19 protein-coding genes are annotated in these 20595 nt (G+C 43.9%); 10 read left to right on the top strand and 9 right to left on the bottom strand.

The genetic code is table 11. The annotated features are described in order from the left end of the window. Nucleotides 1–63 precede the first annotated feature (63 nt). Nucleotides 64–516, top strand: coding sequence for a class Ib ribonucleoside-diphosphate reductase assembly flavoprotein NrdI (nrdI, locus tag NQZ91_07135; GenBank protein ID UUM57174.1), 453 nt, complete (start codon nt 64–66; stop codon nt 514–516). Nucleotides 517–664: 148 nt separating this feature from the next. Here nrdI and pulA read toward each other — a convergent pair whose 3' ends face one another. From pulA to NQZ91_07105, 6 genes are all read right to left on the bottom strand, one after another. Further along, the gene (gene pulA, locus NQZ91_07130) at nt 665–2716 is read right to left on the bottom strand and encodes a type I pullulanase (protein ID UUM57173.1); all 2052 of its coding nucleotides are present in this window, start codon (nt 2714–2716) and stop codon (nt 665–667) included. A gap of 23 nt (nt 2717–2739) precedes the next feature. Further along, the gene (locus NQZ91_07125) at nt 2740–3723 is read right to left on the bottom strand and encodes a LacI family DNA-binding transcriptional regulator (GenBank protein UUM57172.1); all 984 of its coding nucleotides are present in this window, start codon (nt 3721–3723) and stop codon (nt 2740–2742) included. A 9-nt stretch (nt 3724–3732) separates the two neighbouring features. Continuing rightward, nucleotides 3733–4515 carry a hypothetical protein gene (locus NQZ91_07120; protein UUM57171.1) on the bottom strand — a complete coding sequence of 261 codons (783 nt, stop codon included), beginning with the start codon at nt 4513–4515 and terminating at the stop codon, nt 3733–3735. A 118-nt stretch (nt 4516–4633) separates the two neighbouring features. Continuing rightward, a complete protein-coding gene (locus tag NQZ91_07115) occupies nt 4634–5473 on the bottom strand; it encodes a sugar ABC transporter permease (GenBank protein UUM57170.1) in 840 nt (279 codons plus the stop codon). 1 nt (nt 5474) lies between these two features. Next, nucleotides 5475–6764 carry an ABC transporter permease subunit gene (locus NQZ91_07110; protein UUM57169.1) on the bottom strand — a complete coding sequence of 430 codons (1290 nt, stop codon included), beginning with the start codon at nt 6762–6764 and terminating at the stop codon, nt 5475–5477. 138 nt (nt 6765–6902) lie between these two features. Further along, entirely contained in the window at nt 6903–8159 is a 1257-nt protein-coding gene (locus tag NQZ91_07105; protein UUM57168.1) for an extracellular solute-binding protein, read from the bottom strand. Between the two features lie 322 nt (nt 8160–8481). On the opposite strand from NQZ91_07105, the gene malQ reads away from it, so the two are divergent. The 7 genes from malQ (at nt 8482) to NQZ91_07070 (ending at nt 15607) form a co-directional block, all read left to right on the top strand. Then, complete coding sequence (gene malQ, locus NQZ91_07100) at nt 8482–9996, top strand: 4-alpha-glucanotransferase (GenBank protein ID UUM57167.1); 1515 nt, start codon at nt 8482–8484, stop codon at nt 9994–9996. A gap of 102 nt (nt 9997–10098) precedes the next feature. After that, nucleotides 10099–11010, top strand: a complete 912-nt coding sequence (locus NQZ91_07095; GenBank protein UUM57166.1) for a helix-turn-helix domain-containing protein — start codon at nt 10099–10101, stop codon at nt 11008–11010. A 13-nt stretch (nt 11011–11023) separates the two neighbouring features. Further along, nucleotides 11024–11935 carry a helix-turn-helix domain-containing protein gene (locus tag NQZ91_07090; GenBank protein ID UUM57165.1) on the top strand — a complete coding sequence of 304 codons (912 nt, stop codon included), beginning with the start codon at nt 11024–11026 and terminating at the stop codon, nt 11933–11935. A gap of 353 nt (nt 11936–12288) precedes the next feature. Then, the gene (locus NQZ91_07085) at nt 12289–12582 is read left to right on the top strand and encodes a lactococcin 972 family bacteriocin (protein UUM57164.1); all 294 of its coding nucleotides are present in this window, start codon (nt 12289–12291) and stop codon (nt 12580–12582) included. 59 nt (nt 12583–12641) lie between these two features. Next, nucleotides 12642–14672 carry a DUF1430 domain-containing protein gene (locus NQZ91_07080; GenBank protein UUM58834.1) on the top strand — a complete coding sequence of 677 codons (2031 nt, stop codon included), beginning with the start codon at nt 12642–12644 and terminating at the stop codon, nt 14670–14672. A 1-nt stretch (nt 14673) separates the two neighbouring features. Then, nucleotides 14674–15315 carry an ABC transporter ATP-binding protein gene (locus NQZ91_07075; protein ID UUM57163.1) on the top strand — a complete coding sequence of 214 codons (642 nt, stop codon included), beginning with the start codon at nt 14674–14676 and terminating at the stop codon, nt 15313–15315. Further along, complete coding sequence (locus NQZ91_07070; GenBank protein ID UUM57162.1) at nt 15308–15607, top strand: hypothetical protein; 300 nt, start codon at nt 15308–15310, stop codon at nt 15605–15607. The genes NQZ91_07075 and NQZ91_07070 overlap by 8 nt, the downstream gene beginning before the upstream one ends. A gap of 81 nt (nt 15608–15688) precedes the next feature. On the opposite strand, the gene NQZ91_07065 is transcribed toward NQZ91_07070, so the two are convergent. Continuing rightward, nucleotides 15689–15832 (bottom strand): hypothetical protein, encoded by a 144-nt coding sequence (locus NQZ91_07065; protein ID UUM57161.1) that lies wholly within the window; start codon nt 15830–15832, stop codon nt 15689–15691. An 89-nt stretch (nt 15833–15921) separates the two neighbouring features. Between NQZ91_07065 and NQZ91_07060 the strand changes: the two genes are divergently transcribed. Continuing rightward, nucleotides 15922–16440 (top strand): hypothetical protein, encoded by a 519-nt coding sequence (locus NQZ91_07060; GenBank protein UUM57160.1) that lies wholly within the window; start codon nt 15922–15924, stop codon nt 16438–16440. A 46-nt stretch (nt 16441–16486) separates the two neighbouring features. Here the strand turns inward: NQZ91_07060 and NQZ91_07055 are convergent, their stop codons facing one another. Then, entirely contained in the window at nt 16487–17899 is a 1413-nt protein-coding gene (locus NQZ91_07055) for an SH3 domain-containing protein (GenBank protein ID UUM57159.1), read from the bottom strand. Nucleotides 17900–18349: 450 nt separating this feature from the next. Next, nucleotides 18350–20038, bottom strand: a complete 1689-nt coding sequence (gene argS / locus NQZ91_07050) for an arginine--tRNA ligase (GenBank protein UUM57158.1) — start codon at nt 20036–20038, stop codon at nt 18350–18352. A gap of 103 nt (nt 20039–20141) precedes the next feature. Here argS and argR point away from each other — a divergent pair, with 103 nt between their 5' ends. Continuing rightward, nucleotides 20142–20582, top strand: coding sequence for an arginine repressor (argR, locus tag NQZ91_07045; GenBank protein ID UUM58833.1), 441 nt, complete (start codon nt 20142–20144; stop codon nt 20580–20582). The last annotated feature ends 13 nt before the right edge of the window (nt 20583–20595 follow it).

Below are 20595 nucleotides of genomic sequence, written 5' to 3'. Positions count from 1 at the left end.
ACATATAGGAGTACAATAGTATTTGTATTCTATATGTAGTGTTTTTCTTCGGAGAGGAGACTTATGAAACCAACCGTTTACCTAGTTTATATTAGCCTGAGTGGCAATACAGAGAGTTTTGTCAAACGCCTGAAAGACTTTTTCCAGTTCCAGACCGACTGGCAGGTGGAGACTGTTCATGTCAAAGACCTGGTCAAGCAGGACATTCCCTTTTACCAGCTGGATGCTCCTTTTGTCGCCTTTCTTCCTACTTATCTGGAGGGCGGAAATGGAGTTGATAACGGAGATGTGGAGATTTTGACCAATCCTCTGGGCGATTTTATCGCTTTTGGGGACAATGCAGAGCTCTGTCTGGGTGTGGTTGGTTCAGGCAATCGCAATTTCAACAACCAATATTGCTTGACTGCCAAGCAATACGCCGAGCGCTTTGGATTCCCTGTTATTGATACCTTTGAACTTCGAGGTATGCAGAATGATATTGAGAGAATTGGTCGGAAAATCATAGACTTAATGTAAGATGAACAACCCAGTCAAGAACTGGGTTGCTTTATATCATGCAAAAAACTCACCAGCATAAGCTGATGAGTTCTAAGGAGATATGAAAAATATTTAGGATTGTTTATAGTATAACCGAGTTTATCCAAAATGAAATCGGTCTCAGGTCCTATTTATCTTCCAAAATACAAATACTTTGTCCAGCAAGCGTGATTTGTTGGGCTTTTTTATCGTCAACGGGTGGGAAGCTGAAACGAATGGTTTGTTTTTCCTCATTTTCAAAAACAAAATCGCTGTCCGCAAAGTTGATAATAAACTGGATAGTCTTGTCGCCATTTGTGACTTGATAGCGGAGGACATACTCAGTCAACCAGTAGAAGTCACAGGTTTCTTGGATGGTTTCATAGCTGTTCTGGCTGAGAATTGGATTGTCCTTCCGGAAGGCAATTAACTCTTGAATAAATTGAATATGTTCCTTATAACGAATTGCCCGTGTCCAGTCTAGGCGATTGATTCTATCCGGAATATTGTAGCTATTATCAATCTCATCTTTGGTACGGAAGAATTCTTGTCCGCTATGGATAAAGGCCATCCCTTGAGAAATGAGGACCAATTGTAGACCAAAGCTAGCAGCTCGTTTTTGTTGCTGAGGTGTCCAGTCGGGATGTTCAATATGGAAGTAGTCAAAGGCAGTCGCATTGTCATGACACTCGATGTAGTTAAGTGACTGTTGCGGTGTGATGAAGTGGCTGTAGCGGCTTCCAGTCAGGAGATGTTGCACTTTTTCGTGTAGTTGTTTGTCAACTAGACGGGTAGGGTTGAGCAATAGTTTCTTAAAGGTATCACGATAGTCATCGTTGAAGAAACTCACTTCTGGGAGCTGGTCTGCATTGTACTGGTGGGCCAGTTTTTCATAGTCTAGACCAGTTGCCATCTTCCAACCTTCGCCATAGAGATAGATATTTGGATGAATGGCTGACAATTCTTCTTGGATTTGGTTGATGGTTTGGCTGTCCAAAATGCCCATCAAGTCGAAACGGAAGCCATCAAAACCATAGATACTGGTCCATTGGCGGAGGGATTGCTTGATGTAGTTACGGACCATGCTGCGTTCGCTAGCGACATCGTTGCCGCAAAAGGTTCCATCTGTCCGCATACCATGCTCGTTGTAACGGTAGAAATAACCAGGGACGATTAGCTCAAATGCGTATTTCTCAGCATGATAAACATGGTTGTAAACAACGTCCATATTGACGGAAATATCGGCATCGTGATAGGCTTGAATGGCCTCTTGGAGTTCTAGAATGCGGGCATAGGGATCATCTGGTAGGCTGGAGAAGGAGCCTTCTGGCAGGTTGTATTGCATAGGGTCGTAGCCCCAGTTATAAACAGCTTGGGGTTTATTTTCATCTATACTTCCAAAATCATAAACAGGTAGGAGTTGAATATGGGTAACGCCCAGGTTTTTGATATAGTCCATCCCCAGTTTCATACCGTCTAAGACAGGTGATTCGGTCAGACCGAGGAATTGGCTACGGTGTTTGAAGCCAGCTTCTGTCTGCCAAGAGAAGTCGCGGACACTCATTTCATAGACAATAGCTTGAGAAATCGGTCGTTGGGTCTTGGCGCGACGAACCTTGTGGAGTTTATTTGGGTTGATGACATAGCTATCGCCAGAGTTTGCCTGGGATGAAAGGGCGTAGGGGTCATGAACAGAAATCCACTCGCCATTGACTTTGTGGAGATAGTGGTAGCTTTGACTGTCCAAATCACCCTCTACTGTGACCTGCCAGACACCTTTTGAACCCTTTGTCATGGCATATGGTGTCCCCTCAAGGACTAAAAATACCTGCTTGGAGATAGGTGCCCAGAGTTTGAAGCTTGTGGACTGCGGGCTATAAGTTGCCCCCAAATCACTGCCATCATAGGTATAGTTTTGTTCGAAAATAGCAGAGCGGACGATATGACCATAGCCTAGCTCTGTTTTATTGCGGTCTTGGTCGTAAATGGCATAGTCCTTGTCCAAATTTAAGGCGTGTAGGCTGGTCAGATAGTAGAGAACCAGGTTTTCTACCTCTAGACAGGAATGAATGAAAAGTTGAGATGTGGCATCGTCGGACTCGAGGGAAAAACTCATGTGCTCGGTATCAAATCGTTTTTCCATAACCAAGCGAATAGTAGCTACATCATCTAGAAATGCTTGAAATTGTCTTAATGCCATGAGCCGAACGGCTCCTTTCTAGGTTAAAGTTCAGTAATGGTATGTGGAATGACACGGCGGTAGCAGACCTGCTTGTCTTCCTTGTTGTCGCTAATGATTTGGTGCAGGGTATTGAAGGCCACACGTCCTAGTTTGATAGCGTGGACATCGACATAGGCTTCAATATCCAATTTTGGTTTGACAGAGTCAAAGGAGATGATAGGGAGTTTTGTACCGACTTCGTTGAGGTATTTGACAATCCCTTCTGCCACCATGGTATCGGTTGTGACGATAGCATCAATCTCTTGTTTGAGTAATTTTTTGGAAATCTTGTAGGAACTGTCTTCCAATAGGAAACCAGACACAAACTTGACCTTGTTTTCATCAAGAGGGATATTATGAGATTTGAGGGCGTTTTTATAGCCAGTATAGCGGTCTTGGGAAACGACTAATTCCCTGTTCCCAGCGACAAAGGCAATATTCTTGTAGCCCTTATTGATAAAGTAATTGGTCGCTTCAAATCCAGCCTGGATATTGTCATTGTCGACTAGGGAGATAAATGGAGAATCTGCCTTACCGAGAATGAGGAAGGGAAACTTATGCTGAATGGCTAACTGGACCAGTGGGTCATCTGGCTTGGAATAAAGGAAAATTAGACCATCAACTCGTTTTCCGTAGACCATCTGAGAAATAGCTTCCAATCGCTGCTCTTCATTTTTTCCCGTAGAAATTTGAATCGCATAATTGTGGTCAGCAGCCACCTGTGAAATGCCACGCAGGGCTGTTGGGAAGAAAGGGTTTTGGTAGAAGATATCAGAATCTTCAGGAAGTATCAAGCCAATCACTTGTGTGTAGCTGGAAACCAGACTACGAGCATTGAGATTTGGGTGGTAGTTAAGGTCCGCCATAGCCTTTCTAACTAGGTCTTTGGTTTTTTGACTAATAGAAGAGCTGTTTTGGATGACGCGGGTCACCGTAGACGGCGACACACCAGCCAGTTTGGCTACGTCCTTGATGGTTGCACGCATAGGAACCTCCTAAAGTTGATTACGGAATTTTGTTTTGAAAAATACCCACAAGAGACAGAGGACAAAGAGGATATTTTGAATGGTTAAGATAGTTGTTACAGGCTGACCAAAGAGTCCAATCAAGCAGGCAATCAGACTTGGCACACCCAGGCAATTCAGGGCGAAGTTATAGCACTCCTTGAAGGTTTCAAAGTGGAAGAAACGAGATTTCTTGGTCAGATAGAGAAAGAGACTGGCCCCCAAGAGGATAAAGAGTAGATTGGCTGCCAAGATAAAGCTTGATACCAGGCTGATACCCAGCCCAATCAAAGCCTTGTTTGCCTGGTACCAATTTTTAGAGATGGCCTTGGTTAGCTTTTCCTTACTAGAAAAATCATCGGCGGTCATGCCAGTGTAACCCAGCTCAGCCAAGGTATCGCTGCCCTTGCGAATGGTCAGCATGTCCTGGCCAAATTGATAGGAAAAATCCGAGCTCTGGCTGACTTGATTGCCAAAGGTGATTTGGTCTGAAATGCCCTGTCCTGTGTAGGTCAATTGATTGTTTTCCAGCTGGCTATGTTGCTGTAAATCCTCGACCACCTGGTCTGTCAGTGGTGCATAAACACCCTCGACAAAATTGTCCAAAGGATAGCTTTCTAGACTCAAGGTCTGTAAGGAAGTCGGCAGGACCAAGAGGGCCACCAAAAAGACGGTGGTAAAGAGACGCTGCCAGAGAGTCAGCAAGCGACGGTTATCAAACATTTTCCGAGCAGAGAAAATACTGGAAAAATAAGAAAATGGATAAGGCAGCATGGAGTGTCCTTTCTAGGAAGAAGTGTCTATGGTTGAGTCTGTATCTGAACAGCCTTGGTTTCTCGATCAAGTCAAGGCAAAGGATATGACCGAAAAAGGGAAAAGGTGGGATAAGGTACTACCCCTTATCACCACCGCTAGTTAAACCAGATACAAAGTTCTTTTGTAGGAAGAAGAATAGAATACTGATTGGGAGGGCGATGAGAACAGCCCCTGCTGCAAAATAGGCAACCTTGAGGTTTTTCACATCTGAGATGAAGGTTTGCAGACCAACGGCAACAGTATAGAATTCTTTTTCACGAAGCAAGAATTTGGAGAGGATGTAATCTCCAAATGGTCCCATGAAGGCCCAGAGTGCTTGTACGGCAATCATTGGGCGTACCAATGGCAGAACGATTTGCCAGAAACGTCTGAAGTGACCAGCACCGTCCAGTTTTGCAGATTCATCCAGAGAGATTGGCACTGTATCGAAGTAGCCTTTCATGAGCCAAGCGTTCATCGGGATACCACCACCAACATAGAGGAAGATGAGGAACCAGCTTTGGTTGAGTGCATTGAGCATGAGGGCCATAACGAAGAAGGCTGTCAGAGCGGCCATGGTTGGCACCATTTGAATAATCAGGAAGAAGACCAAACTCTGCTTACGAGCGATGAAATTATAGCGACTGTAAGCGTATCCCGCTAGTACCACTATACTGGTTTGGATAAGCATTGTCAAAACCGCGATAATCAGCGTGTTGAGGTACCAGGTACCGTAGAGAGTTTCGGTAAAGAGTCCCTTGAAATTGTCCAAGGTAAGTGCTATCGGTTCTAACTTGAAGGCTACCACGTTCCCTGACTTAAAGGCAGACATAATGGTAATCAAGAGAGGATAGATGATAATAATAGACAGGGCAATCAGATAGAGATAGGTCAGGGTTTGCCCTAGTTTGCGTTTGAAACTTACTGACATTTTCATCTTATACATCCTCCATTTCAAAAGCATTTAATTTCTTGAAGGCAATCATGGAAATACTGATGACAATCATGGAAATAATCAAGGTTACGGCAGCCGCCATTGAGTATTGTGGAGCTGTACCTGTGGTCAATTTGTAAATCCAAGAAATCAAGATATCGGTTGAACCAGCACCACCACCGACACTACCAGGACCACCATTGTTAAAGAGATAGATGATCGAGAAGTTGTTGAAGTTGAAGGTGTACTGACTGATCAGAGTAGGAGCAGCCACTGCCAAGATCATTGGCAAGGTAATGCTACGGAATTTTTGAATGGCACTTGCACCATCAATGTAGGCAGCCTCGTACAAATCGTTTGGAATAGATTGCAAAATACCCAAGGTCAAGACATAGATATAAGGGAAACCAAGCCAGGCCTGCATCATGATCAGGGCTACTTTTGTCCAAAACGGATCGGTCTTCCACGGAATCAGGAAATTATCGATAAATGGCAAGAATTTGCTGAGGAAAGGCAAGACCTGAGTGTTGATAGCGCCGACACTATCGTTGAACATGTTACTGAAGGTCAAGATAGTCACAAAGGCAGGTACTGCCCAAGGGAGCAAGAAGATAACACCGAAGATGCGTTTGCCCTTGATAAATGGCTGGTTGGCAACGATAGCCGTAAAGATACCAATGACAATCTGTGCTGTTGATGCTGCCAGAGCCCAGATAATGGTCCAACCAAGGACAGAACCGAAGGCGGCACGGAAGGTGCTGAGTTTCCAAATATTGCTAAAGTTGGTAAAGCCAATCCAGTCTAGAAGAGCACCTGGTGGCAGGTGTTGGAAGTCGTAGTTGGTAAAGGCGATGAAAAGAGTCACCACAACCGGGAAGATGATAGCAAAGGTCATGGCAATGTAAGACGGAATAATCAAGAGATAGGGGAAACCATTCTCATAGATGCCTTTGATCATGTCCTGCAGGCTTGTCGCTACTGGTAGACCAGCATTCCAGCGTTTGGCTGTAGAGTGGGCATCCTTTAGGTTTAGGGCGTAGAAAGCAAGATAGACAACTGTAATGATGAGGTGGAAGGAACCACGGATCAACATGAAGAGGGAGTTGTCACGGCCGCGTTGGCTACCAAGGGTAATCAAGTTTCCAATTTCTCCACCTGCTATTGCAATGAAGTAGACTAGAAAAGCGGCAGTTACACCCAGGAAGATGTAGCCTTTGGCTTTCTGCTTGTTGTAAATCTGTCCCAGTCCAGGAAGGAGGGACATCAGGAGGGCTTTGGTTGGGTTTTGTTTCATATCATAGTCTCCTTAGGTGTTATGGTTATTTGACAGAAGAACCGAGTACTTCAGTCCTTTTGTGAAACAACCATTACTGGTTATTTCTAACAAAAAAGTGGGGCTAGGCCGCTTGCCCAGCCCTACTTCTATGGTTGATTAGTTGCTGTATTTTTGAGCGATTGTATCTTCAATCAATTTCACAGCGTCAGTTGCAGCTGTTTTAGCGTCTTTTGCACCGCTTGCTGCTTCGAAGAGCATGTTAGCAGCTGGTTCCCAAACTGTGCTCATTTCTGAGATATTTGGCATTGGTTGAGCTGATGCGAATTGGTTGATAACCGCTGTAGTCAACTCATCGTTTTTGCCAACTGCGTATTCACGAGCTTCTGTGTTAGCAGGAATTTCGTTGGTTGCATCGTAGAAGGCTTTTTGTTGGTCAGTTGATGTCAAGAAATCAACGAGTTTTTGTGCCAATTCAGGGTTTTTAGAACCTGAAGGAACGATCCAAGCTTTACCACCACCGAATGCAGTGTACTGTTTGCCGTCAGCAAGAGTTGGGATAGTTGCTACACCGTAATTGAGGCCTGCGTCTTTGTAAGATGCTGCTTTCCAAGGACCTTCGATGATTGCTGCTGCCTTACCGTCTGTGAATTGTGTGTTGATCAAGTTATTAGCAGCTGAACTGTCTTGGAGACCTTGAGGCCATTTTTCATACCAAGTTTTAGCGTATTCAATCGCCTTGATAGCACCGTCGTTAGCCAAACCGATGTCTTTTGGATCCGTACCGTTAGCACCAAATACATAACCGCCGTAACCGCCAAGCAAACCGTAAGTGTAGTAGAAGTTTGTCCAGTCAGCTAGGAAGGCAGTTGTTTTACCATCTTCCCCTTCAAAAGCGTACTTGCTGTCTTCTGCCAATTTTTCAAGATCCGCAAAGGTTTTTGGAGCTTCTGACAAGAGGTCTTTGTTATAGTAAAGAACCAATGTCTCGATAACAGCTGGTGATCCGTAAACCTTACCACCGTTGCTTACAAGTGCTTTAGTCGTATCGTCTGTCTTGCTAGTGTCAGCCAATGTCAACTCAGACAATTGACCTTCTGAACCAAGGCTACCTACGCGGTCGTATGGTGCCATCATGACGTCTGGAGCCGAACCAGATTGGTTGTCCAATGAAAGGTTGTCAAGACCTGTGAGGGCATCACCTGTTTTAACTGTAACGGTTACACCATTTTCTTCTTCAAAGGCAGCTTTGGCTTCGTTAATGTAGCTTTCGTACTGACCTTCAACGTAGATGGTCAATTCTTTTCCTGCTTCAGCAGAATCAGATGAGCTTGACGAGCTTGAATTTGAACAAGCAGCCAAAACAGCAGTTGATGCAGCGAGAAGAGCAACGCTCTTGAGCAAATTGAGTTTCATATTATTCCCTCCAAGAATAAAGTTTTGATGTTATCGCTTGCTTGTGCAAACGATTTCCTAACGTGAATTAATTATACACCATTATAAAAACGTTTGCAAGCGTTTTTATAAAAATTTTTAAAATTTTTTTCTGCTAATGAATTCAGCACAGAAAAAGTCTTTTATTATCACTCTTTAGAGTTCGAAGCTAGTGATTTATTGAGCAAATTTTCATAGGAATTTTTGAAAGAACTTGATTTGTTACCGTTTACATAGTATAATAGATGGCAAGCAATCGTTTGCGCCCTGACGCAGATAACCATTCATTATAAAGGAGAAAAATATGAAAGTGAGACAAAGTGGAGTACTCATGCACATTTCATCATTGCCAGGTGCCTATGGCATCGGCTCCATGGGGAAATCAGCCTATGAATTTGTAGACTTTTTGGTACGAACCAAGCAACGTTACTGGCAGATTTTGCCATTGGGAACCACCAGTTACGGTGATTCTCCCTATCAATCATTTTCAGCCTTTGCAGGGAATACGCACTTTATTGACTTGGACCTACTGATTGAAGAGGGCTGGTTGACAGAGAAAGATGTGCAGGGTATTGACTTTGGTCAGAGTGCAAAAGAAGTAGATTATGCCAAAGTTTTTACTGCCCGCCGTCCGATTTTGGAGCAGGTTGTTGCCAGTATGAAAGAGGCTGGTTTGCCACAAGACTATTGGAATTTCTTGGGTGAAAATGATTTTTGGATCCATACTTTTGCAGAATATATGGCTATCAAGGAGCATTTTGACAACAAGTCCTGGATTGATTGGGAGGATCAGGGGGCACGTTTGCGCTATCATGATACCTTGGAATACTACCGTCATCTCTTGGTGGAACGCATCGATTACCACCGCATCACCCAGTATTTATTCTTTAAGCAGTGGCAGGCTTTGAAGGCTTACGCCAATGCCAAAGGGATTGAGTTTGTTGGGGATATGCCCATTTATATCGCGGCAGATTCTGCTGATATGTGGGCCAATCCACATTTCTTTAAGACGGACGAAGAAGGGAAACCGAGCGTAGTTGCGGGTTGTCCACCAGATGCCTTTTCAGAAATCGGTCAGCTTTGGGGCAATCCGATTTACGATTGGGAGGCCATGAAAGCAGATGGTTTTACTTGGTGGGTTGCTCGTTTGCGCGAATCCTTTAAAATCTACGATATGGTCCGCATCGACCACTTTATCGGCTTTGCCTCTTTCTGGGAAATTCCTGCGGGCGAAGAAACGGCTGTCAACGGCTATCGTGTTGAGGCGCCGGGCTTTGAATTGTTCGATACCATAAAACGCGAGCTGGGCGATTTGAATATCATCGCGGAAGATTTGGGCTCTGTCACAGATAAGGTGATTCAATTACGCGATTGGACTGGTTTCCCAGGCATGAAAGTCTTGCAGTTTGCCTTCGACCCTGAGGGTGACAGCATTGAGATGCCGCACAACCACCGCAATAATGTTGTTGCCTATACAGGCACCCACGATAACGATACAATTAGCGGTTGGTACGAAAGGGAAACAACCCCAGAATCCAGAGCGTTCTTAGACAAATACAGCAATCGATCAGTAGGTGAAAGTATCCACCATGCCCTCTTCCGTCTTCTCTTTGGCTCACCAGCCTTTATGACGATTGTGACCATGCAAGATTTGCTAGAATTGGACGGGACTGCCCGCATGAACCTACCAAACACCCTCGGTGGTAACTGGACTTGGCGAATGACAGCAGACCAGCTGACACCAGCAGTAGAAGCCAACTTGCTGGACTTGACCGTCACCTACCGACGTGAGAATGTTCTTGTAACAGCTAGTGAATAAGAAACCACAGGAACATCAGCTTAGGCTGGTGTTTTTTGTAAAGTCTTGCAAGATGTGGTATACTGTTTAGGTAAGGATAAATAGGTGCAGTGGGGGGCTGGTATGGATTTAGGACAAAAAATCGAGCAACTGAGGCTAGAAAAGGGACTGAGCCGTCCAGATTTTTGTGGAGATGAATCCGAGTTGACGGTACGGCAATTAGCTCGGATAGAAAGTGGTCAATCGCAGCCTTCTATACCTAAATTAGAGTACATTGCCCAGCGTTTAGGCATTCCAGCCTATAGCCTGATGCCAGACTATAAGGAATTGCCACAAGGTTATTTGGAACTCAAGTACAAGTTGTTGCGGGAGCCGATATATAATAAGGTCGAGGTGTTGGATAAACAGGATGGGTATATCGAAACCATATATAATACCTATTTTGAAGAACTACCTAAGACTGAGCAGCTTATCTGTGAGGCTATGCAGGCTATGGTTGATATGGTGCGGACCAATCAACCAGATTATGCAGTAGCTCTATTGACAGAAAACTTACCACTTCTTATGGCAAAGAAAGTGTGTGATGTCAATGACTTGATTCTTATTCGGCTCTTTTTTGTCCAGCAAACAATAGGAGAGAATACAGTCAGTAGAGTTCAAAACAACTTTGAATCTATCTCGTATTTAATGAAAAAACTAGCCAACAGTCAGACATTTGTTCGATTAGAAGATACTTTTTATTTAAGAGATGCGATTATCTCAGGGCTTGCCTGCTTTGAACTGATAGAATATTATGACGATGCCCCTATCTATATTGATTGTCTTCGTGGAATAATGGAAGAGACGCAAGATTATCAAAAGAAACCTCTCTTGTTTATGCTGGAATGGAAAGCGGCTTTGAAATTAGAGGAAGATTATGAAAAAGCTGAAAAAGTCTACCAGTCAGCCAAATCGTTTGCTCAGGTCATTGGAAATGACTATCTGGCACAGAAATTAGCAGAGGAGTGGCAGAAGGATTTGAAAAAATATTGGTAGGAGGAGGGGTGACATGACTTTAGGGCAAAAAATCGAGCAACTGAGGCTAGAAAAGGGGCTGAGCCGTCCAGATTTTTGTGGAGATGAATCCGAGTTGACGGTACGGCAATTAGCTCGGATAGAAAGTGGTCAATCGCAGCCCTCTATACCTAAGTTAGAGTACATTGCCCAGCGTTTAGGCATTCCAGCCTATAGCCTAATGCCAGACTATAAGGAATTGCCACAGGGCTATCTGGAACTCAAGTACAAGTTGTTGCGGGAGCCGATATATAATAAGGTGGAGGTGTTGGATAAAAAGGAACAATACCTTGATGAAATAGAAGAACTGTATTGTGAACAATTACCACCAGAGGAAACGGTGTGGGTTGAAACGTCAAGAGCGATTTTGGATGTTATTCGCACACAACATCCAGAATATGCGGTAGCCTTATTAGAAACGTATTTACCTGAACTTGAGGAGAAAGAAGTCTTTTCGTTGAAGGATTTAGAACTGATTAGTCTGTATTTCGTTAGTGTATTTGCACATATAAAAAACAAGAAAAATCAGTTATCAGAAATTGGCAAGTTGCAATCGTTCTTATCGCGTTTAATAAAGCATGTCAATCTTGTTCAGCCAGAGCAATTATTTCTTCTGAGTAATGTTATTTTTTCAGGTCTGGCTTGTTTGGATATGCTGGAGTCCTATGAATTTTTTGACCTTTATATTGCTTGTCTTCAAGAAATAATGGAGAAAACGCAGGATTTTCAAAAGAAACCTATTTTACTTATGTTGCATTGGAAACATGCTCTTGTTATGGAGAATAAGTATAGTTTGGCAGAAGGGTTCTATCAAAAAGCAAAACTATTTGCTGATATGATTGAAGATACACATTTGGTAACCATGTTAGAAAAGCAATGGCAAGAAGATTTGAAAAAATATTTGTAACTATAATTTATCGGTGACATAAATGTCATCGCTGAAAGACCTAAAAGATGAGATTGTTCGTCTTTTAGGTCTTTTTCTATCTCTTTATTACTTTTTAGGGTTTGAAGAGTATTTTTTGATGACATTGCTGTCATTGGTGATTTTGTAGAAAGTCGATATAGTCATAATGTAAATAAAATTAAAGGAGTTAAGAAAGTATGTTTGGCTATTTCAAAATTTTGGATATTTCAGGTTGGTGGATAAAGCGAGGATAGTAAATGAGATGTATTTTTTGAAAAGGTGTATTATTTCGTGAAAGGAATTAGACCTAAAAAATAAACAATAAAATTGAAAATACAAAGGAGAAAATATGAATGAAAAAGACACTTAAAAAATTTGCACTCATCGCGGGACTTGCAGCAACAATTGGCGGAACAGCAGTGGCTTCAGCGGCTGTACAGTATCCTGGTGGTGGAGTTTGGACATACGGAGCAGCAAATGGTGGTGCCTATTCAAACTATTACCACGGTAGTCGCTACCATAGTTCAACAGTGGTAAGTCGATGGACTGGAGCCTCAAGTAAAGGGTACGCACAGGCAGGACAGACCTCTCGTGCATGGATTAGTACAAAACTTGGAGAGCAAGCAGCTTTCTATTATAACTATTAACACAGTACACTTTGCTTGGAACTACTCTTGTAGTTCCAAGCAATTCTTTGGAGGAGATGATGAAACGTTTATTTATTCTAGTGTCGACTGTATTGGTAGCGATTTACCTGGGTATTTCTTTGGCTGGTCAGGTTAGTCTTGTAGAGTTTGGTTCTTATCAGGCAGTGGATGTCATCGGGAAAGATACCAATAGACAGACAGCCAATCGTGACCAGGTGACAGAGGTCTTGACCGACTTGGCAGAGGAACATAAGAGTGTGATTGCTAGACGGATTGTCGAGCCTAATGCTTCTGGGGAAACCAGTTTTACCTACGCCATCTATGGTAGCGGACAGGTTCCAGAAGGTTTGACCGTTTCCTCCAAGGAAAGTGCTGAAACCAGCGACTTGGTTAGTACTTATCTGATTGTTTCAGGAGATTTGGACAACCAAGTCTTGAAAGAAAGCTTGGAATCACTGGGTTACAGTGGCATGGTCCATCATGGCTATTCTCTCTTTAGCATCTTCCTATCCACAGTCGTTTCAGAAGTAGCCATGCTGAGTTTCTTTGTCTTTCTCTTGACCTTCATGGCTCTCACCTTAATCTATCGGATTAAGACCTTACGATTTGCAGGAATTCGTCTGATTTCAGGTGAAAGTTTCTTACAGGTGGTGGCTCGACCTTTATGGGAGGATATTCGTCAGATTGTGATGGCTACATCGGTGGGGGCTATAATCGGACCTCTTATTCTCTATCTTCAAGCTGGATTTTTACTATCCATCTTGCAGGTCTTTTTCCTGGGGCTTTTCCTCTATGCACTGGCTCTTGCTAGTATTTCTGTCCTACTTAGCCTAGTGTATTTCCTGGGGTTGAGGCAAAATAGCTTGGTTGATTTGCTCAAGGGAAAACTTCCTCTCAAACGGATGTTGGCTATGATGATGGTTGGGCAACTTCTGGCTATTTTGGTAGTAGGTTTTAGCTCTAGCCGTCTATTGCAGGGCTATCAGGAAATTCGCTTGCTTGAACAGGCACAGGAAGAATGGGCATTGAGAGATGATTATTACAAATCTGTTTTTAGTTACAGCTCTGCTATGATGACCGAGGAGGAAGTGGCCCAGCAGAATAAAAAGTGGCGAGAGTTTGCGAAAGTACAGCTAGAGACGACAGAAGCCCTCTTTGTGAAAAGCAATGTCGACCAGTACGCCTTCGGTGGCGAGGTGGATCCTGAGGGCAATCGCCTGACGGATTATAATCCTCGTGGCAATGTCATCTACGTATCTCCTCGCTATCTGACAGAGCAGGGAGTGATGGTAGACCAAGCCTTCTTGGAGGAAATGAATCATCTGAGCCTGGGTGAGTATGGTTTGATTTTACCAGCTAGCTTGCGAGAACAAGCTGAGCAAGTACAAAATATGTTCCAGACAGAATTAGAGGCATTTTCCCGACAAAGCCTAGAAAGTAACAGCCAACAGATGTTCGCTACCAAGATAAGTCTGGCCTTTACAGACAGTGGTCAAGAGCGGTTTCTCTACAATGATGGCGATCGGAGCCAGACCCAATATCTGACAGACCCGATTATTGTTGTTTTGACTCCTGAGTCAACAGGTGCGACACCAGTTTCGGATATGTTCTGGGGAACTAGTCTGGATTTAGGGATGAAGTTTGTAGGCTATGAGGCGACTATTGAAGTCATGAAAGAGCAGGGTGTTTATAACTGGGTATCCTATTTGGTGAATCAGCGGTTGGCCTTTGTCAGCGTTTTGAACACCAAGCGAACAGAGTTTTATTCGCTTCTCATCGGTACAGTATTGACACTGGCAACGGCTGTTTTGCTTTTTGATGCGATGAGTTTGCTCTATTTTGAACAATTCAGACGAGAGCTGTTTATCAAGCGTTTGGCCGGAATGACCTTCTATGAACTTCATGGATCTTACCTCCTAGGCCAAGCTGGTGTGTTTGTACTGGGCTTGCTGGTATCAACTTGGTTGACAGGAGATGTGGTTATGAGCGGTCTGACTGTAGGCTTGCTCACCTTAAATGCCCTGGTCATACTGGGAAGACAAGATAAGAAAGAACAAACTGCCAACGTAGCAGTGTTGAAAGGACAATAAAATGATTGAAATTCAGGGATTGGAAAAGCGATTTGAAGAACGGGAGATTTTTTCAAACTTACATCTGACGTTGGAAAGGGGCAAGGTCTATGCTTTAATTGGAAAAAGCGGTAGCGGAAAGACTACCTTGCTAAATATGCTGGCCAAGTTGGAAAAAGCTGACGGCGGACGGATTGATTATCAGGGTCAAGATTTGTCGAAGCTAGCTTCCCAGCAGTTCTTTCGAGATCACATGGGCTACCTCTTCCAAACGATTGGTCTCCTGGATAATCAATCAATCGGAGACAATTTAGACTTGGGATTTGTCGGACAGAAGGTCAAAAAAGAGCAGCGGCAGCGACTACAAAATGAAGCTTTGGAGCAGGTGAACTTGGGCTACTTAGACTTAGAACAAAAGGTTTATACCTTATCGGGAGGTGAAGCCCAGAGGGTTGCCTTGGCCAAGCTTATCTTAAAAAATCCACCACTGATTTTGGCCGATGAACCGACTGCGGCACTCGACCCCAAAAATTCAGAAGAGGTCATGCAACTCTTGACAGGGCTAAAAAATGACAACCGTGTGATTGTCATTGCGACTCATAACCCTGCTGTCTGGGAAAAAGCAGATGTGGTCATTGACATGAAGGAGATTGGACATGGATAAAAAATTTCACTACTATAGAGTTCCAGAATATACGATCGGACGTAGAAAGATGGATATGTTGGTCATTGAAAATTTAACGGATAAGTTGATGTTGTATCAAGTTCGGGTGAATGGGTATTTGCTGGACTTTGTCAGTGCGGAGGGGCGCGTAATCAGACGTTATAGACTGAAGGATTTGCCCTTGGATGTGGAATTAACTGTGGCAGATGTGGAAGACGATGTAGATTTGACCTTACCGGAAAATCTGACCTATCGCCAATTTGACTTTTTCCAAAATATTGCCTCTAAATAAAAATCATCTCCTCTAGGTCGAACTTAGAGGAGATTGTTCTTATTTCTTCTGTTTACGGACATAGAGCCAGTAGCTGACCCACTAATAAATCAGGTAGAGCAGCCAAGCTAGAACCGCAAGAGCCAGTAGGCTGTTCAGGACCTTGGAGACGCTTGGGAGAAGCCAGTTTATCAGCAAAGTTGTTACAAAAATTGCTATTCCTGCATAGGTCGGTAATTTTTTCATCTCAAAGCCCTTCTTTGTGATTATTATATCAAAATTATATTGACAAAACAAATATAAGCGTGTAATATAATGTAAAAAGGAGTATTCTTATGAAAAGACCAATTCATCTCTATATTTTTGTAGCTCTATCAGCTATTGCCAGTCTCTTGCGGGTCTACAATGCATTTTTCTCACATTATAATGAGGAAGCCATGCTTCAACTGGTGCAAAGTGCTCCAAGTATAGACGAAAACTTCCTCATCTATACCAAGGAGGCTATCGGTTTCCAAACAAATCTTATCAATAAGGTTCTGGCAGCGCTTTTGCTGTTGACCGTAGTAGCAACAATCGTCTTCCTCTTCATGAAAAAGAACGAGCAGGCCTCCTTTACCTATCTCGGTTATGTCTTTGGAGCCTTGTTATTTAACACCTACGCCTTTATTGGTGGTAAGGGCTTAGTCTCTATCTTCACGGATGAATTGACCCGCCAAGGAACATCTGCAACCTTGATGGGAGGCTATATTGTCAATATTGTCTTGTTTGCTATCTATTTTGGTGTGACTGTATTTTTCCATTTGCGTAAGCCCAAGGAAAAGCCAAATGCAGCAACCAATGCAACCGATATCTAATAATTAGAAAATGCACAGCTGATGTAGCGTGTGCATTTTTTGTTGCTTAAGGTAGGGCAATGTAGCGACGAGCACCAGAATAGGATAAGTAGCTCAACCACTGCTTGCCTTCTGCCTGGACGATTCGGTCATAGTTGACGCTTTGACCGACGTTATAGTAGGCTAGAATTGAAGCTGATAAACTAGCTTGATTTCGAATGGCCAATCGGTTCTTGAAGGTATAGGTGCCCGACGAAGGTAGGGCCGGTGTGCTTGGGCTGGTTGGTGCAGGTTTTGGAGTAGATGTGGTCGTAGTAGTAGCGGTTGTTGTCAATCTTTTAATCGGTATATAGCGACGATTTCCAGCAAAGCTGAGGTAGCTAATCCACTGGTAGCCGTCTGCTTCCAAGACACGGTCGTAGTTAACGCTTTGCCCTGCTTGATAGTTTGCCAAGGTTGGACTAGCTATTTTTGCCTCAGCCTTGATGGCGGTTTGGGCGGTGAAAGTGTAGGTTCCGCTTGGAGCTAGGTTGGTTGTTGAACTTGCAGGCTTGGTTGGTGTCGTCGAGACCGGTGTAGTGGTAGTCGCTCCAGAATAGCCGGTCAAGTCCTTGAAATGAATATAGCCGCTGACTGAATTTTTATGAATCCAGCGTTTATTGTAACTTTCATTATAGTTAAAATTATATTCTTCAATCTCTACCATATCACCATTGATAGCGGATACCCAGGCCACGTGCATGCTATTCCACCAAGCAACAGAGCCGATGGCAGGGTTCATGTCTACGCGGTAGCCTTCACGTTGGGCGCGGTAACCCCAAACATCGGCATTACCGTAAGCACGCGGTAGGGTAAAGCCGTTTGTAGTACTGAGGCGGAAGGCGACGAAGGATGTGCACTGGCGTGTGTACATTCCCCAAGGGTCGACCTGCCAGCCAATTTTATAGGGATAGTTGTCCCCAAGGGCTGCAGATGTGGTTGTTGTGCTAGCTGTTCGCGTTTGGTTACTTGGATCGACCGCAGTGCGCGCGGTCCCAGTATTTGTCGTGGTATTGCTTGTCCCAGCTGTTTGCGGGATTGTTACGGTTCTGGCTTGGTTTTGGGAAATGGCAGAGCTACTGCTGGTAGTTGCAGGAGCTACGGCTTGTATCGTACTTGTATTTGTTTGTGGGGTAATCACTTCTTGTGGCTTGGAAATTATTCCTGCATCACTGGTCTTTGTAGCAGTCGTTTGCTGGCTGGCTTGGTTTGTATTAGTAGAAGATGTACTTGTTTCAGTACTTGTTTGACTTGCCTGACTCGTTTGAACTGGGCTACCTGCTTGTGCCGTAGAAGGATTGGTGGTAGAAGCTGTCGTATTAGCCGCAACCAGTTGGGCATTTAGCAGACTGACAGTTGCCAGCAGGACTGAGGCAGCACCGAAAGAATATTTTCGGATAGAAAAGCGTGATGCATGGTGTGTAAGTGATTGTTTTGTCATTCAGACTCCTTTGAAAAATTTTTATGTGGAAGTTTCGGAGGCAGTCAATCATATTGTTCAGGATTGGGGGTTAGAACCTGTATTCACAGCTCGGCATTTGAGCTAATTAAGGTAGCTTGCTTGTGACTACAGTTTCTTAGTTCTTTATGAAATTTAGATTTATATTGAATGAACCTCACATTCAGATTCGTTGCTTATACTCAATGAAAATCAAAAGTAGCCTAGGAAACGACGCCGAAGGTAGAACTGGAGTTCACCAAGGCAAGTTGACAACGGATAAGATGATTTTCGAAGAGTATTAATCTGGATATGACCTTCATTGAGCATTCGGAGTTGATTGACTGCTCCTCGCCTCCTCACTTACTCTGTTCGCAAGTCGGCTGGAATTTTTCCAAAAAAATTGGGAAAAATAAAAAATCCTTAACCAAAATGGTCAAGGATTGGGATGGATTACATTTTTTCAGGGGCTTGGACACCGAGAAGGCGGAGAGCCTCTTTGAGAACGACACCAGTTGCGTAGGCAAGGGCCAGACGGCTGTCACGTTCTGGGCTTTCGTCCAGGATACGTGTGTGGGCGTAGTATTTGTTGAAGGCTTGAGCCAGATTGATGGCGTATTTGGCAATCAAAGATGGGTCAAATTTGTCACCGGCACGTTCAACAACATTTGAGAAGTTTTGGATGTGCTTGATGATATCCCAGCTTTCTGCGTCAGCCAGCTTGTAGTCATTGTCAGCGCTTGGTGTAAAGTCAGCCTTGCGCAGGATAGACTGAATGCGGGCGTATGCGTATTGAACATAAGGACCAGTCTCGCCTTCGAAGGATACCATAGCCTCGAGGTCAAAGTCATAGCCGTTGTCGCGGTCGGTTTTGAGGTCGTAGAACTTAACAGCTCCGACCCCGACTGCATGCGCGACTTCTTCCTTGTTTTCCAGGTCTGGATTTTTAGCTTCGATTTGAGAAAGGGCGCGTGAGATAGCCTCATCAAGCGTCGGCTCGAGCAGGATAATATTTCCCTTACGAGTAGACAATTTTTTCTTGTCTTTTGTCACCAAGCCGAAGGTGATATGTTTCATATCGTCGCTCCAGTTGAAACCCATTTCCTTGAGAACAGCTTTCAGTTGCTTGAAGTGGTTAATTTGCTCCTGACCAACGACGTAGATATTTTTCACGAAGTCATAAGTGCGCTTGCGGTACATAGCTGTAGCCATGTCACGGGTGATATAAAGTGTGGCACCGTCTGTTTTCATAATGAGGGCTGGTGGCAGGTTGTAGCTTTCCAAATCTACAATACGGGCACCTTTAGACTCATGGAGCAGGCCTTTTTCTTCTAAGATTTGAATTCCTTCATCCATCTTGTCATTGTAGAAGGCTTCACCGTTGAAACTGTCGAAGGTAACGCCTAGCTTGTCGTAGATGCGGTTAAATTCCACCAAACTTTCGTCGCGGAACCATTGCCACAATTCTTTTGCTTCAGGGTCGCCGTCTTCCAATTTTTTGAACCATTGGCGAGCTTCTTCGTCCAGTTCAGGTTTTTCTTCGGCCTCAGCATTGATACGGACATAGAGTTTGAGCAATTCAGAGATTGGGTCAGCTTCAACCGCTGCCTTGTCGCCCCAGAGTTTGTAAGCAACAATCAGCATACCGAACTGTTTGCCCCAGTCGCCCAGGTGGTTGATACGAATTGGCTTGTAGCCCAGTTTTGCATGGATATTTGCCAGAGCGTCCCCGATAACGGTCGAACGGAGGTGGCCAACAGAGAAGGGTTTTGCGATATTAGGACTAGACATATCGATAGTGACATTGCGGTCTTGACCGATAGTTAGTTGACCGTAGTCTGCCTTTTCGGTGATGACCTGGGTCAGGACATCGTGCGAAATTGCGGCCTTGTCCAAGAAGAAGTTGACATAAGGACCAGTTGCCACGACTTTTTCAAAACCTGCAGTATCCAGCTTTTCAACAATGTCAGCTGCGATGGCTTGTGGTGCCTTGCGCTCAACCTTTGCTAGTGAGAAAGCCGGAAAGGCGATGTCGCCCATTTCGGATGACTTTGGTTTTTCAAGCAGTGCATAAATGGCTTCAACTTCCAAGCTAGGAAGCACAGCAGCCAATTTTTCTGCAATCATTTGTTTATGATTCATATAAATCCCTCCAGGAGTTATTGATTCTATTTTAACATAATTCTAAGTCAATAGTTGTGAAAAATGATATAATATTTATAAATATACATTCAGAGGTAAGATGATGAACAAGCTAGAACGCCATGACTTGATCAAGTCTATGATTCGTCAAGAAAAAATCGGTCGTCAAACAGATATTCAAAGAGGCCTGGAAGAGCAGGGGGTTGTGGTAACGCAGACCACTCTTTCTAGGGATTTGCGAGAGCTGGGAGTTGTGAAAGTGTATGAGGGTGGACGATCCTATTATTCCATGACTGTCGAGGATGACCAGGTCCACTTTGTCCAATTGCTGGCCCAATATGCCTACAAGGTCGAGCGCGCTAGCTTTATCTTGGTACTTCACTCAGACTTAGGTGAAGCGGCCTTGATGGCCAATATTATTGACGCGGAAAAGCCTGCGCCAATCTTGGGAACCATTGCAGGAGCTGATACCCTCTTAGTCATTTGCCGAGACGAGTCAGCGGCCCAGCAGGTAGAGGCAGAGATTAACTCTTATTTAGTATAGAATGTGAGAGACT

Origin of the sequence: Streptococcus suis (genome assembly GCA_024583055.1) — a bacterium.
Lineage (GTDB): Bacteria > Bacillota > Bacilli > Lactobacillales > Streptococcaceae > Streptococcus > Streptococcus suis_V.
Note: the sequence above shows the minus strand (reverse complement) of the source record. Positions and strands in the feature narration are given on the sequence as shown.

Excerpts from the sequence above, each read along its gene's own strand:
- NQZ91_07070 (UUM57162.1), top strand. The coding sequence starts at position 15,308 with ATGGATAAAAAATTTCACTACTATAGAGTTCCAGAATATACGATCGGA.
- NQZ91_07120 (UUM57171.1), bottom strand. The coding sequence starts at position 4,515 with ATGCTGCCTTATCCATTTTCTTATTTTTCCAGTATTTTCTCTGCTCGG.
- NQZ91_07075 (UUM57163.1), top strand. The coding sequence starts at position 14,674 with ATGATTGAAATTCAGGGATTGGAAAAGCGATTTGAAGAACGGGAGATT.
- NQZ91_07090 (UUM57165.1), top strand. The coding sequence starts at position 11,024 with ATGACTTTAGGGCAAAAAATCGAGCAACTGAGGCTAGAAAAGGGGCTG.
- NQZ91_07105 (UUM57168.1), bottom strand. The coding sequence starts at position 8,159 with ATGAAACTCAATTTGCTCAAGAGCGTTGCTCTTCTCGCTGCATCAACT.
- NQZ91_07060 (UUM57160.1), top strand. The coding sequence starts at position 15,922 with ATGAAAAGACCAATTCATCTCTATATTTTTGTAGCTCTATCAGCTATT.
- NQZ91_07065 (UUM57161.1), bottom strand. The coding sequence starts at position 15,832 with ATGAAAAAATTACCGACCTATGCAGGAATAGCAATTTTTGTAACAACT.
- NQZ91_07080 (UUM58834.1), top strand. The coding sequence starts at position 12,642 with ATGAAACGTTTATTTATTCTAGTGTCGACTGTATTGGTAGCGATTTAC.
- argR (UUM58833.1), top strand. The coding sequence starts at position 20,142 with ATGAACAAGCTAGAACGCCATGACTTGATCAAGTCTATGATTCGTCAA.
- pulA (UUM57173.1), bottom strand. The coding sequence starts at position 2,716 with ATGGCATTAAGACAATTTCAAGCATTTCTAGATGATGTAGCTACTATT.
- argS (UUM57158.1), bottom strand. The coding sequence starts at position 20,038 with ATGAATCATAAACAAATGATTGCAGAAAAATTGGCTGCTGTGCTTCCT.
- NQZ91_07110 (UUM57169.1), bottom strand. The coding sequence starts at position 6,764 with ATGAAACAAAACCCAACCAAAGCCCTCCTGATGTCCCTCCTTCCTGGA.
- malQ (UUM57167.1), top strand. The coding sequence starts at position 8,482 with ATGAAAGTGAGACAAAGTGGAGTACTCATGCACATTTCATCATTGCCA.
- NQZ91_07085 (UUM57164.1), top strand. The coding sequence starts at position 12,289 with ATGAAAAAGACACTTAAAAAATTTGCACTCATCGCGGGACTTGCAGCA.
- NQZ91_07095 (UUM57166.1), top strand. The coding sequence starts at position 10,099 with ATGGATTTAGGACAAAAAATCGAGCAACTGAGGCTAGAAAAGGGACTG.
- NQZ91_07055 (UUM57159.1), bottom strand. The coding sequence starts at position 17,899 with ATGACAAAACAATCACTTACACACCATGCATCACGCTTTTCTATCCGA.
- NQZ91_07125 (UUM57172.1), bottom strand. The coding sequence starts at position 3,723 with ATGCGTGCAACCATCAAGGACGTAGCCAAACTGGCTGGTGTGTCGCCG.
- NQZ91_07115 (UUM57170.1), bottom strand. The coding sequence starts at position 5,473 with ATGAAAATGTCAGTAAGTTTCAAACGCAAACTAGGGCAAACCCTGACC.
- nrdI (UUM57174.1), top strand. The coding sequence starts at position 64 with ATGAAACCAACCGTTTACCTAGTTTATATTAGCCTGAGTGGCAATACA.